This is a genomic window from Micromonospora sp. NPDC007208 (assembly GCF_042869175.1).
In the GTDB taxonomy this organism is placed as follows: domain Bacteria; phylum Actinomycetota; class Actinomycetes; order Mycobacteriales; family Micromonosporaceae; genus Micromonospora; species Micromonospora foliorum.
In genome coordinates this window covers 393,632-406,207 of record NZ_JBIAFG010000006.1, presented here as the reverse complement: position 1 = coordinate 406,207, position 12,576 = coordinate 393,632, and the positions used below count along the sequence as shown (strand labels likewise).

10 protein-coding genes are annotated in these 12,576 nt (G+C 70.8%); all 10 read right to left on the bottom strand.

All coding sequences use genetic code 11. From position 1 onward, the window contains the following. Positions 1–149 precede the first annotated feature (149 nt). Positions 150–770 carry a DUF305 domain-containing protein gene (locus tag ACFYL6_RS15935; protein WP_387171719.1) on the bottom strand — a complete coding sequence of 207 codons (621 nt, stop codon included), beginning with the start codon at positions 768–770 and terminating at the stop codon, positions 150–152. Positions 771–791: 21 nt separating this feature from the next. Further along, positions 792–2,549 carry a discoidin domain-containing protein gene (locus ACFYL6_RS15930; protein WP_387171717.1) on the bottom strand — a complete coding sequence of 586 codons (1,758 nt, stop codon included), beginning with the start codon at positions 2,547–2,549 and terminating at the stop codon, positions 792–794. A gap of 261 nt (positions 2,550–2,810) precedes the next feature. Continuing rightward, positions 2,811–3,620 carry a DUF1996 domain-containing protein gene (locus ACFYL6_RS15925; protein ID WP_387171715.1) on the bottom strand — a complete coding sequence of 270 codons (810 nt, stop codon included), beginning with the start codon at positions 3,618–3,620 and terminating at the stop codon, positions 2,811–2,813. A gap of 259 nt (positions 3,621–3,879) precedes the next feature. Beyond that, positions 3,880–6,114: a discoidin domain-containing protein gene (locus ACFYL6_RS15920; protein ID WP_387171713.1), complete on the bottom strand. Its 2,235-nt coding sequence runs from the start codon at positions 6,112–6,114 to the stop codon at positions 3,880–3,882. Positions 6,115–6,343: 229 nt separating this feature from the next. Beyond that, entirely contained in the window at positions 6,344–7,210 is an 867-nt protein-coding gene (locus ACFYL6_RS15915; RefSeq protein WP_387171712.1) for a sugar phosphate isomerase/epimerase family protein, read from the bottom strand. Next, on the bottom strand, positions 7,207–8,385 hold the full coding sequence (locus ACFYL6_RS15910; RefSeq protein WP_387171710.1) for a Gfo/Idh/MocA family protein: 1,179 nt from the start codon (positions 8,383–8,385) through the stop codon (positions 7,207–7,209). The genes ACFYL6_RS15915 and ACFYL6_RS15910 overlap by 4 nt, the downstream gene beginning before the upstream one ends. Beyond that, complete coding sequence (locus ACFYL6_RS15905; RefSeq protein WP_387171708.1) at positions 8,382–9,215, bottom strand: sugar phosphate isomerase/epimerase family protein; 834 nt, start codon at positions 9,213–9,215, stop codon at positions 8,382–8,384. The genes ACFYL6_RS15910 and ACFYL6_RS15905 overlap by 4 nt, the downstream gene beginning before the upstream one ends. Continuing rightward, positions 9,212–10,066 carry a carbohydrate ABC transporter permease gene (locus ACFYL6_RS15900; RefSeq protein WP_387171706.1) on the bottom strand — a complete coding sequence of 285 codons (855 nt, stop codon included), beginning with the start codon at positions 10,064–10,066 and terminating at the stop codon, positions 9,212–9,214. Before ACFYL6_RS15900 ends, ACFYL6_RS15905 begins: the two co-directional genes overlap by 4 nt. After that, positions 10,063–11,040, bottom strand: a complete 978-nt coding sequence (locus ACFYL6_RS15895) for a carbohydrate ABC transporter permease (RefSeq protein WP_387171704.1) — start codon at positions 11,038–11,040, stop codon at positions 10,063–10,065. Before ACFYL6_RS15895 ends, ACFYL6_RS15900 begins: the two co-directional genes overlap by 4 nt. After that, positions 11,041–12,363, bottom strand: coding sequence for an ABC transporter substrate-binding protein (locus ACFYL6_RS15890; protein WP_387171702.1), 1,323 nt, complete (start codon positions 12,361–12,363; stop codon positions 11,041–11,043). Positions 12,364–12,576: the final 213 nt, after the last annotated feature.

Genomic DNA, 12,576 nt, shown 5'->3' with positions numbered 1-12,576 from the left:
GCTCTCCTGGGGCGCCGCCCCCCGGCCGCCCCCCCGCCCCCCCCCCCCGGGCGCGGGGGGGCCCGCCCCCCCCCCCCCCCCGGGCGGGGGGCGGGGGGGGGCCCCCCCCCCCCGCTCGGTGCCACCGGCGTCCGACGTGGCGGACAGGGTCACGGCGTGGCCGTCGTCCGCCTGAGCCAGCCGAGTTCGGTGACCCGGGTCTGCCGCATCCGCTCCGCGAGCCGCCGAATCTCCGGATCGGCCCCGTTGGTCTGTTCGGCGTCCGCGAGCCGCGCGCCCTGCTCCACGTGCTCACGCAGGGTCTCCCGCACGGCGCGGTCGAACGCCGCGTCGCGCAGTGAGCGCAGCACGACGAGGTCGGCCGGGATCACCATGCCGGGCAGCTCGTGCCCCTCGTGCTGGTTGACCGCCGTGAGCCCCGCGCCGCCCCGCAGCCGCCTCAGGTCGTCGAGTTCCGCGCGCCGGCCAGCCGCGATCCGCCCGGCCATGTCCCGGATCCGCTCGTCGGTGGTCTGCCCGGGTACGAGGTCGAGCGCCTTGAGCACCTGTTCGTTCATCGGGATCATCAACTGGATCCAGGCCGCGTCGGTGCCGCCGAGCGTCGCCGAGGCCGGGGTCGACACGACGGAGGCCGGCGCGGCCCTTTCCGTGGCCGGCCCGGTGGCGCAACCGTCCGTTGGCACGAGGGCGAGCAGCAGCCCGGCAAGCAGGGCGGACAGCCTCGCCGGCCCGGTGCGGGGCCGGCGAGGCTGTCCGAATGGCAGGGACATGAGGACTTCTTCCCGGCCGGGCTACTGGTAGACGCGGACGTAGTCGACGAGCATCCGCGACGGGAACGGCGTGGTGCCATCCACCGGTCCTGGGAAGTCGCCGCCGACGGCGAGGTTGAGGATGAGGTAGAACGGGTGGTCGAAGACCCACGGCCCACGGGTCGACTCGACCGTGGCCTTGCTGGCGACGAAGACCGTCTGCCCGTCGATCTTGAAGGTGATACCGCGACTGTCCCACTCGGCGGACCAGACGTGGAAGCCACCGGAGAGGTCGACCCCGCCCGGTGACGCGTACTTCTGGCCGTACCCGTTGCCGCCGTTGTAGGCCGGCGCGTGCAGGGTCGAGTAGGCCTCCAGCGTGTTGCGGCCGAGGACCTCCATGATGTCGATCTCCCCGTTGTACGGCCACGGCCGCCCGGTGAGGAAGTCGGCGCCCATCATCCAGAACGCCGGCCAGAGCCCGTTGCCCTTCGGCACCCGGATGCGGGCCTCGATCCGGCCGTACTGCACGTTGAACTTGTTGCCGGTGTTCATCCGGTGCGAGGTGTACGAGCGGCCGTTGACGGTTTCCCGGCGGGCCTCGATGACGAGTGAGCCGGCGCCGTCCAGGCTGGCGTTACCGTTGTTCGTGTAGTACTGGAGTTCGTTGTTCTGGCCGGTGCCCGGATCGATCGTCCACTTGGCCGGGTCGGGCTTGCCGCCGACGGCGCCGTTGAACTCGTCGGCGAACACGAGCCGGGTGGCCGGGAATGTCGGGTCGGGAGGCATCGTCGGCGGCGGGGTGGGGTTGCCGCCGGTGCCGTACACCTTGAACTCCCACAGCGAGTACCCGTACTGGCTGCTGCGGGCGGTGCCGTACATCCGCACGTACCGACCGGTGCCGGTCACGTCGATGGTCTCCTTGAAGCCCTTCCCGGTGGTGGTCGAGTAGACGGTGGTCCAGGTGGACGCGTTCGGCGAGACCTGAATCTGGTACGACCTGGCGTACGCGGGATCCCACTGCAGCACGACCTGGGTCACGGTGGCGGTGGCGCCGAGGTCGACGTAGATCCAACCCGGGTCGACCCAGCCGTTGGTGGGACTCGTCGCCCAGCGGCTCGCCGGGTCGTAGTCGAACGCCTTGTCCGGCGTGCAGCCGAAGCACGCGCCGTCGTTCTGGCTGGTCGACGCGACCGCCGGCTTGGCGTACGACAGCAGCGTCGCGCCGCCGGGCGGCGGGGTCGTGGGCGGCGGGGTCGTGGGCGGCGGGCCGGTGCTGCCGTAGACCTCGAACTCCCACAGCGACACGCCGTACTGGGTGGCGCGCTGGGTGGTGTTGACCCGGACGAAACGGCCGGTGCCGGTCACCGCGAGGTCCTGGACGCCGCCCGTGCCGGCTGTGGTGGTGTGGATCGTCGTCCAGGTGTCGGTGCCGGTGGGCGATGTCTCGATGGTGAACGCGCGGGCGTAGGCGGCCTCCCAGCGCAGCACCACCCGGCTGACGGTGGCGGAGACACCCAGGTCGACCCGTAGCCACTGCGGGTCGCTGAACGCGCTGGACCAGCGGGTGCCGGCGTTGCCGTCGACGGTCGCCGAGGCGGGGAACGCCACGGACTCGGTCGACGAGGCGGTGACCGGCCGCCCCTGGGACAGCAGCGCGTCGGCGGCGGCGGCGGGTGGCGCCAGGATCGCCAGGTACCCGCCGAGCAGCAGGAGCAGTGCGCTGCCGAGGGCCGCGAGGCGGCGGCCGCGCCCGGCTCGGGACAACGGGGTGAGGGACGGGGGGAGAGTCCGATTCATCGGTACTCCTTCGGGGTGGCGGCGGCGGGACCGACGGGTCACTGCTTCGGGCCCAACTCGTGAGAGAGCGCTCTCCGACGTAACTCACTCTTAACCCTGCCGACCACGGATGTCAACGAATTTTAATTGATCAGCATGAATATCTTGACGGCGGTGGATGGTCGGGGCGCGGGGGCCAGCCCGCTACCGGACGCGGCCGATCGTGGCCGGGTAACTCCCGCTCGACACCGAGCACCGGCCACGATCGACGCCACCTGACCGCTACGGCTTCTTGGGGTCCTCACCGTAACCGTTGCACTGCCGACCCCCATTGATGCAGTAGGCCACGACATAGGCCTGGCGGGCCGCATTCCACCCGTTCATGAAGTCGTAGTGGAATGAGTAGCTGGCCCCCGAGGAATATGCCAGGCCGGCGGTGCTGGTGCCCGCCAGCTTGTACGGGAGCTTGATCTCCAGCATCGGCAGCGGGACGGGGTGGTCGGCCGGGCAGACCCCGCTCACCGGCCAGGCCATGTGCGACTTGTGGTCGGGCACGTCCAGGTGCACGCCGTCCCAGCAACTCGGCGCCTTGAGGCGCACGACCAGGGACGACCCGGAGGGGCAGGAGGCCGGCCAGTCGTTGCCCTTGTAGCCGGTGCACGACCAGCTGCCCCCGAAGTGCGCCGCGTCCGGCGTCTTCACGTCTCCCACGAGCAGCTTGAACCCGGCCGGGAACGGCTTGACCGTGCGGTAGTCCTTGACGCCGGCCTTGTAGTACACGGTGACGATGCTGTTCGGCACCGGCACGCCGTTCTGCGACAGCGTCGGGAACCAGTAACCGGACGCGTCGAGGGTGTCCTGACAGGACGTGGCACCACCGACCAGGGACTGCGGGGTGGAGTTGGCGTTGGTGGTGGGGTTGCCGATGAATGTGTGGTTGTGCGACGCACCGGGCAGGCCGGGGAAGACGATCGGGTCGTCGCTGAGCCGGTGGTTGACGTCGCAGTTGGCGTGCGCCTCCTGATACTGCGCGAAGGGCGGGTCGTCCGCCGCGAACGCTGTGCCGTTTCCACCGACCGCGGCGATTACCACGACACTCAGGAAAACCGCGGCGAGTGGCCTGGCGACAGCTCTCCGACGCCCTCCGGAAACGGCTCTGGACAAGAGCGACCTCATGCTCATCGAATCTCCTTTGGACGTAGAAACGAGCATCTATTTCCAAAAGCTAACAATGGCCCGAGATTGAAACAATTGGTTGCCATCAGTTTGCCAAAGGGGCTGGCCGACGGTGCCGCGTAATAACCCGCACAGAGGTGTCCGGCCGACCCGGGCCGGCCGGACATTCGATGATTCACGGGTAGCTGATCACGTTGTGCGGGGTCACGGAGGACGGCAGGGCCGCGCCACCGGTGTCGTTGATGACGTGGGTGATCGAACCCTTGCCCAGGGACACCGTCAGCACGTCGTGGAACCTGACGTTGGGATTGACCGGAACCTCGAAGGAGTGATAGGCGGCGATGGACGGGTCGGCGGTGAACACGCAGTAGCTACCGAGCCCCCAGGCCTCGTGGCTGGTCACCGAGTTGGCCACCTTGTAGGCGGCGTAGCCGGTGATGCCGTCGTGCGACCAGGCTGCCGCGCTCGGAGGGTCGTAGGGCAGTTCGTTCTGGAAGAAGATGGTCCGGCCGCCGTTGCCGTTCCAGATCACGTTGTACTTCTGGAAGTGCTCGACGAACAGGCCGAGCGCGGTGACGTCGGCGCCGTTGACGACCAGGCCGGTGTCGGACGGGTTCGTGGTCCACCCGGCCCCGGCGCCGTGGTCGGCACGCCAGGCCCAGATGTGATCGATGATCGTGTTGTTGCTGTTTACCACCAGGGCGTTGGTGACGGCGGCCGGGCCGGCGCCGCCGACGCGCAGGAACACGTCCTGGAGCGAGATCGGATTGGCGGCGTGGTCCGCGTTCGCGCCGCTCTGGCCAACCTGGAGCAGCGACGGCGACCGGGTGGTGCCGGCGTCGAAGAGCAGCCCGGCCACCTTGACCCCGTTGACGTCGGCCACGTTCATCGCGGTGACCCCGTTGTCGGCGATGAGGGTGGCGAAGCCCAGACCGAGGACGACGGTGTCCGGCCGGGTCACGTTGATGGTCTGGCCGACGTGGTAGACCCCCGGGGTGAAGAGCAGGTTCAGGCCCTGCGCGAGCGCGCTGTTGATGGTGGCCGCCGAGTCGCCCGGGTGCGCGACGTAGAACTGGGTCAGCGGCAGCGACGTGCCGGCGGTGTTGCCGGCCGCCCAGGTGACGCCGGAGCTGTTGGTACGCAGGGACGGGACGAACACCCGGTAGGCGCCCGACGAGTCCGTGTACAGGTAGGGCTTCTCTCGGCTGACCGGGGTCTTCGGCACGACGGTGTAGGGCGGCGTCGGGAACGTGTTCGCGGGCGCCCCGGCCACACCGGAGAAGACCATGTTCCAGACGCCGCCGTTCCAGCCGCCGACCTGACTGTCCCGGGTGTACCACTGCTGCTGCGAGCACGGGCTGACCGTGCCGCTGATCCGACTGTCGGCGATGTACCCGCCGCTGGCCCACCCGCAGTTGGGCGAGGCGAGGGTCATTCCGCCGTGCACGTCCATCCGCCGGAACGGCGCCGCCTGGGCCACCGCCCACCGGTCACGGCCCGACACCGGAGTGATCGACATGTTCTCCGCCGAGCGCCAGAAGTTCTGCGTCGCGTTGCCGGCCATCCAGCCCGCGTCGACGGTGACGTCACCGTTGATCTGCACGCCGGCCGGGTTCTGCCCGAGGCCGGCGATCGAGGTGTAGAAGCCCAACTGGGCGTTGAGGCCGGTGTACGAGCCGGGCTTGAACAGCAGCGCGTACCGCTGCGTGCCGAACTGGTTCGTCTCCTGCGTGGCGAACACCTGGTCCAGCTTCGACTGGATGCTGGACGACGACATCGACGGGTCGAACACGATGACGTTGGAGCCGAGGTCGCCCCCGCCGGGAATGGGCGGGCCGGTCGTGGGCGGTGGGGTCGTGGGCGTCGACCCGCTGTGCACCACCAGCTCGAAGATCGAGTATCCGTAGCCGGTAGCCCGGGTGGTGCCGTACACCCGCAGGAAGCGGCCGGTGCCGCTGACCGGGATGGTCTGCGTGCCGCCGCTGCCGGTGGCGGTGGAGTAGAGCGACGACCAGTTGCCGACCCCGTCAGGTGAGACCTGGATCTGGAACGCCTTCGCGTACGACGTCTGCCAGGTGAGGAGGACCTCGCAGACGTCGGTGCTGGCACCGAGGTCCACCTGGAGCCACTGCGGGTCGCTGAACGCGCTGGACCAGCGGGTCGTGGCACTGCCGTCCACGGCGTTGGCCGCCGACAGCCGGCTGTTCTCCACCGACGACGCGGTGGCCGGCCGGTCCAGTGCGACGTTGGCGGTGCCGCAGCCGGCTGCGGCGGCGGTGGCGGTGGCGGTGGCGGACGGGGTGGTCACGGCGAGGGCGTAGGTGACGAACACGGCCAGCCCGGACACGGTCGCGGCGAGCGCGGACCGGCGTCTGCCGGTCCGGCTCGCCCTGCTGACGGAGCGTTGCATGACATCTCCCTGATGGGGTCAGGATGGAAGCCACCGCCGACGGCCAGGCGGCGGTGGCTCCGTGGGGACGGGTACCGAGGGGCCCTGGACGATGGCCCACGGATCGCGCACCAGTGGCGGTTGTCTGGACACTATGGGTGCCACCAGTGCCCGACAATCGGTTGCCAACATTTGCCACATTCGATCGATACCGCGACCACAGAGCGTCAATTCCCATCAATTCACGGAATCAGCGTCCCGCATTCTCCGCGCGTACCCGAAAGTCCAACTCCCGAAGGTAGGCCAGGTTGTCCCGGGTCCGCTGAGCCAGCGGCACGGCGGTGGAGAAGTCCTCGACCGTCACCCACCCGTCGTAGCCGACCCGGCGCAGCGCGCCGAGATAGGCCGCCAGGTCGGCCTGCCCCTCCCGCAACGGCGCCCACTCGGCCGACCAGCGCGGTCCCCCGTCGTCCCGGGTGCCGCTCACCCGCCACGCGACGTTCTTCACGTGCACGTGCGCCAGGTACGGGCCGAGCAGCTGGAAACCGGCCAGCGGATCCTCGAACCCCTCGATGGTCAGGTTGCCGATGTCGTGGATGACGCCGGCATGCTCCGGCGGCAGGCCGTCGAGCAGCCGCATCGCCGCCGACGCCGAGGCGACGATGGTGCCGTGGTGCAGCTCGACCAGCGCGGTCACCCCGTGCTCCGCCGCCCGCCCGGCGATCCACGCCAGGTCCCGGCGGGTACCGGCCATCAGCTCCCGATAGTCGCCGCTGCCCAGTTGCGGCATGGTCACCCGGACCCGTTCCGCGCCCAGCGCGGCGGCCGCGGCCAACACCCGCTCGACGTTGCCGTGGTCGGCCGCCGGCACGTACGCCCCGAGCCCGGACAGCGTCAGCCCGGCCTCGCGGGTGATCGTGGCGATCCGGGTCAGCTCACCCTCCAGCCCGGTCAACGGGACGGTCGCCCGGTTGCCGGCCCAGAACCCGGGCGGTCGGGCCGGTTCCTGGTCGGTGACCCGCCACTCGACACCGTCCCAGCCCTGCGCGGCCAACTGCCCGACCGTCTCCTCCGGCGTCCAGTCCGGCGTGGACGCCGTGAACACCGACCACCTCATCGCGCCACCCCCGCTCGCAGGACGGACGACACCGTGGCCGCGGAGCCCTCGACGGCGGCGAGCACGTCGTCGAAGTCGCCGGCCAGCACCGCCGGCACCGACACCGGCCGACGCAGGTGCGCCGAGAGGTAGACCGCCTTGACCACGGCGACGTCGAGCAGCGCCTCGACCGCCGTGACCCCCGGTCGCCGGCCGCCGAGGATCGCCTCGACCGTGTCGTGGTACTGCCGCAGGTGCCCGGTCACGAAGGCGTCGTCGGGCTTGGTCGCCCCCCGCAGCTGTGACGGTGGCAGGGCGTCGCCGGACCGGTCGGGCCCGTCGGCGTACGCGGACGGGTCCGGGCCGTCGGCGGTGTGCAGGTATTCCAGCTGGTCGTCGTGGATCACCGCGGACCCCTGCGAGCCGTGCACCTGCAACCGCACGCCGAGGCCCGGGTACGCCGAAGTGGTGGCGTGCAGCACGGCGAGCGCCCCGTCGGCGAACCGGATCGCCGCCACGGCGACGTCCTCCACCTCGACCCGCTCGTGGGCGAGCACGCCGGTGTAGGCGAACACCTCCTCGGGCCGGCCGAACAGCCACAGCAGCAGGTCCACGGTGTGCACGCCCTGGTTTATGGTGGCGCCGCCGCCGTCCTGTTCCCAGGTGCCGCGCCAGCCCGCCGAGTCGTAGTACCGCTGGCCCCGCCACCACGGCACGCTGGCCACCGCTGAGGTGAGCCGCCCCAGGTCGCCGGCGCGCACCCGGGCGGCGACCGCGACGCTCGCCGGGTCGAACCGGTGCTGGCAGACCACCGCGCAGACCTGACCGGCTGCCTCGGCGTCCGTGGCGACCCGGGCGATGCGGCGGGCCGCCGGCAGGGAGGCATCGAGGGGCTTCTCGACGAGCACGTGCACGCCGGCCGCGAGGGCCTCCTCGGCGAGGTCGGCGTGCGTGCCGCTGGGCGTGCAGACCACTACCAGGTCCGCCGCCTCGGCCGCGAGGGCCTCGCCCAGCGAGGCGTACCGGGCCGGCGGCGGGCCGCCCTGCTCGCCGATCCACCCGGCGAGCCGGTCATTGGCCTGCGGGTCCGGGTCGGCGAGCGCGGTGAGGCGCAGTCCGGGGTGCCGCAGGATGGCCCCGGCGTGGGTGCGGGCGATGACCCCGCTGCCCGTGATCACGACGTTGAGGACGGTCATCGAAGATGCACTCCTATCGAGGCGGTGAGGTTCACGAACGCGCGCGCCGCCCGGCCGAACTCGGCGGGACCCGAGAATCCGCCGAGGGCGTGCTGGCTGGCTAGGTGCGGTTCGAGGGAGGCGAAGCCGGCATAGCCGTCGTCGCGCAGCGCGGTGAGCGTCCGCAGCAGCTGGCCGTCGCCGTGGCCGGCGGGCACGACCTCGGCGGTGGCCGCGATCGCGTCCTTGACCTGCAGGTACTCCAGGTGCGGGCGCAGCAGCGCGTACCCGTCGTCGTAGGGCCGCACCCCGACCTGCACGAAGTTCGCGTTGTCCCAGGCGACGCGCAGCGCGGGCGAATCGACCGACTCGACGAGGTCCGCGACCCGCCGCGGCACATCGCCGTAGATGTCCTTCTCGTTCTCGTGCAGCAGCACGACGCCGGAGTCCTCGGCGAGGGCCGCGAAGGCCCGCATCCTCGCCAGCACCGCCGCGCGGATCTCGGCCGGGGCGACCCCAGCCGGGCGGTAGAACGAGAAGATCCGGACGTACCGGCTGCCCAGCCGGTGCGCGGCCGCCACGGCGGCGCGCAGCCGGTCGAGCTCACCGCCGTCCTCGGTGGTCACGTCTACCTTCCCGACGGGCGACGCGACTGCCGAAACCGCCATGCCGCGCGCGTCGACCGCCTCCGCCAGGGCGTCCAGTTGGGCGTCGCCGAGCTCCACCACGTTGGTGCCCCACGCGCTGCGCACCTCGATGTGCCGGGCACCGAGGGCACCGAGCACCGCGAGCTGCACCGCCGGGTCGGGATCGATCTCGTCGCCGAAGCCGGACAGCGTCCACGCCGTCACTTCACACCTCCCGCGGTCAGCCCACCGACGATGTACCGCTGGAAGGCGAGGTAGAGGGCGACCACCGGGGCCGCGCAGACGAGGGCGGCGGCCATCATCTGCCCGTACGGCGGGATCGCCCCGCCCTCCTGCGCCGCGCCGAAGACCTGCAGCACGACCGCCGCGGTGCGGGTGTCCACGTCGGTCATGACCGAGGCGAACAGCACGTCGTTCCAGCCGAGCAGGAACGCGAAGATCGCCGCGACGACCAGGCCCGGCCAGCTCAGCGGGATGACGACACGCAGCAGGATCTGCCAGCTCCCGGCACCGTCCACGCGGGCGGCCTCGATCAGCTCGCCGGGCAGCTCACGCAGGTAGGTCACCATGATCCAGGTGGAGAACGGCAGCCCGAACGTGAGGTAGGTGACGACCAGCGACCACCGGGTGCCGATCGTCGGCACGCCGAGGCTGCTGCCGATCGTCGCGAAGAGCACGAAGACCGGCAGGAGCAGCAGCGTGCCGGGGATCGACTGCATGCCCAGCAGCGCGCGCAGCACGGTGCGCCGACCCCGGAACCGGTGCCGGACCAGGACGTACGCCGAGCAGACCGCGACCGCCGCGCAGGTCACCGCCACCGTGCCGGCGACGAGCAGGCTGTTCGCGAGCCCCCGGCCGAGCGGAACTGTCGACCAGATCCGGACGTAGTTGTCGACGCTGACCCGCTCCGGCCAGAACTCACCGGCGGCCACGGCCAGGTCGGTGTTGACCGAGGCGAGGAAGACGTACCCGACCGGCGCGCCGACGATGGTCAGCAGAAACACCGTCAGGCCGATCTGCAGTGGTCGCGGCAGCAGGCGAAGCACGGAGTTCATGCGGCGGCCTCCGGCACGTCGAGTCTGACGGTGCGCAGATAGACCAGCAGCGGGACCAGGATCAGCACCAGCGAGATCACGGCCATCGCCGCGCTCAGCCCGAACCGCAGGTTCTGGAAGCTCTCCACGTACGTCAGCACCGGCAGCACCTCCACGTCGTGCGGGCTCGGGACGCCGAAGAGCACGAACGGCAGGGTGAAGCTGTTCACCATGTGCAGTAGCGAGATGATCGCGGCGAGCGCGACCGGGGGGCGCAGCAGCGGGAGGATGACGTGGCGCAGCTTCGCCCGCCACTGCGCGCCGTCGAGCGCGGCGGCCTCGTGCAGGCTGTCGTCGATGCCCTGCAGGCCGGCCAGGGCGAGCAGGTAGACCAGCGGCCAGCCCGACCAGGCCTGCACGACGATCAGGGCAAGGTAGCTCTTCGGCCCGTTCAGCCACAGCCCGCCGGCGATGCCCAGGGTCGCCAGGCCCTGGTTGGCGACCCCGTCGGGTTGCAGGATGATCCGCCAGATGGTGCCGACGACGAAGGCGGGCAGCACGTACGGGATGAGGTAGAGGGACCGGATCAGTGACCGCCCGCGGAACGGCAGGTGGGTGGTCAGCGCGGCGGCGACCCCCAGCGGCAACGCGAGCAGCGTCGCGATCACCGCCGCGGACCCGCTGACCCAGATGGCGTGCGGCAGGCTGGTGCGGCCCACCGCCTCGACGTAGTTGCCGGCGCCGACGAACGGCGCCGACAGCCACTGCCGGAAGGTGTACTGGTCGAGGTCGAGCAGCGACATCACCAGCGCGACGACGAACGGCACGATGATGACGGCCAGGGTGAGCAGGCCGCCGGGCGCGAGCAGCCAGACCGCGGCACCGCCGGCGGTCGCGCCGCGACGGCGACGCGGCGGGGACGGGCGGGCCACCCCGGCCCGGCGCGCATCGCCGGTGCCCGGAGCGTCCGCGGTCGCTGGGGCGTTGACCGTCATCTACTTCGCCTTGTCGAGCGCGGCCTGCGCCTCGGACTGGCCCTGGGTGAGCAGGGCGTTGAGGGACGTGTCGTCGACCTTGCCGGCGGCGAGGTTCGGCACCGACTGGACGACCACGTTGACCAGCGCGAGCTGCACCTTGCTCCACCCGCCGTGGAACGGGGTGCCGTGCGCCTTCGACGCGGAGTCCACGATGGCCGCGAGCGCCGGGTCGGCGACCAGCCGGTTCGCCAGCTCCGCGTTCGTCGGCAACTCGCCGAAGGTCCGGTAGTAGGCCTCCTGCGACTCGGCGGTGGTCAGCATGTTCACCAGGCGCAGCGCCAGGTCCTGGTTCTTGCTGTACTTGGCGATCACCAGGTTGTCACCGGAGAGGATGCTGGTGGCGCCGACGCCGCCCGACGGCAGGCTGGTGGCGCCCGGCGGGACGGTCGGCATGACGGCGTAGCCGTACTTGCCGGCGACCGCGGACTTGTCCAGCGTGACCTTCGAGGTCGCCGAGACCATCGGCAGGAAGGCGGCCTTGCCGGCGCCGAACGCGGCGATGGCCTGGGCGTTCTTCCAGCCGGTCGCCGCCGGGTCGACGACCTTGTCGGTGGCGAGCCAACCGAGGTACGTCTGGTAGGCCTTGACCGTGACCGGATCGGTCAGCCGCGCCTTGCCGTCGGAGACCAGCGGGTTGCCGGCCTGGATGCTCATCGCCCAGATGAACTTCCACGGGTCGAAGCCGTCGCCGTACGCCACGGCCAGGCCGTACCTGCCGGCCCCGGTCAGCTCTCTGGCCTGCTGCCGCAGGCCGTCCCAGGTGCTGGCCGGCTTGTCGATGCCCGCCGCGGCCAGCAGTTCCTTGTTGTACGCCATGACGAACGGGCGGCTGGTGAAGGGGATGCCGACCTCGTGCGTGGCGTCCGGGCCGGAGATGCCGAGGGTGGCCGGCAGGAACCGGTCCCGGCCGCCGATCTTCGTCCACTGGTCGGCGGTGAGGTCGACGAAGGCGCCGGTGGAGTATGCCGTCGGGGTGAAGGTGGTGCCGAGGGCATAGATGTCCGGCCCCTGCCCGGAGAGCATCGATGTCTGGATCTTGGTGAGTTCGTCGGTGGGGCTGGCGAAGGTCTCGAACGTGACCTTCGCCCCGGCCTGCTGTTGGAACTTCGCCGAGACGTCGGCGAACCACTGCTTCTGCTCCGTGGGATAGATCGAGTTCGCCGCGATGAGCACGTTGAGCGTCCTGCCGTCCTCGGCGGAGCTACCGGGGTCGCAGGCGGTGACGGGTATGGCGACCGTGACGGCCAGGGCCGCCGCGAGAAGCGCACGGATGGCGTTCATCTCTGCTCCTTGGGTGGTGGCTGTCCGGAGAGGAATGGCGTGGAAAACACATAGCCAAACGCCCGGGAATTCCCCTGGTTCGATGAAACGTGAGAGGAAACGTAACAACCATGGAAACCGGGTGGCAACCGATTGCCATTAATTGCCATCGATGATCTGCTGATGTGCATGAACCCCGAAGATGCGTCCTCTCCCCGTGCGGCGGTACGCCGG

Excerpts from the sequence above, each read along its gene's own strand:
- ACFYL6_RS15935 (WP_387171719.1), bottom strand. The coding sequence starts at position 770 with ATGTCCCTGCCATTCGGACAGCCTCGCCGGCCCCGCACCGGGCCGGCG.
- ACFYL6_RS15930 (WP_387171717.1), bottom strand. The coding sequence starts at position 2,549 with ATGAATCGGACTCTCCCCCCGTCCCTCACCCCGTTGTCCCGAGCCGGG.
- ACFYL6_RS15920 (WP_387171713.1), bottom strand. The coding sequence starts at position 6,114 with ATGCAACGCTCCGTCAGCAGGGCGAGCCGGACCGGCAGACGCCGGTCC.
- ACFYL6_RS15915 (WP_387171712.1), bottom strand. The coding sequence starts at position 7,210 with ATGAGGTGGTCGGTGTTCACGGCGTCCACGCCGGACTGGACGCCGGAG.
- ACFYL6_RS15910 (WP_387171710.1), bottom strand. The coding sequence starts at position 8,385 with ATGACCGTCCTCAACGTCGTGATCACGGGCAGCGGGGTCATCGCCCGC.
- ACFYL6_RS15900 (WP_387171706.1), bottom strand. The coding sequence starts at position 10,066 with ATGAACTCCGTGCTTCGCCTGCTGCCGCGACCACTGCAGATCGGCCTG.
- ACFYL6_RS15895 (WP_387171704.1), bottom strand. The coding sequence starts at position 11,040 with ATGACGGTCAACGCCCCAGCGACCGCGGACGCTCCGGGCACCGGCGAT.
- ACFYL6_RS15890 (WP_387171702.1), bottom strand. The coding sequence starts at position 12,363 with ATGAACGCCATCCGTGCGCTTCTCGCGGCGGCCCTGGCCGTCACGGTC.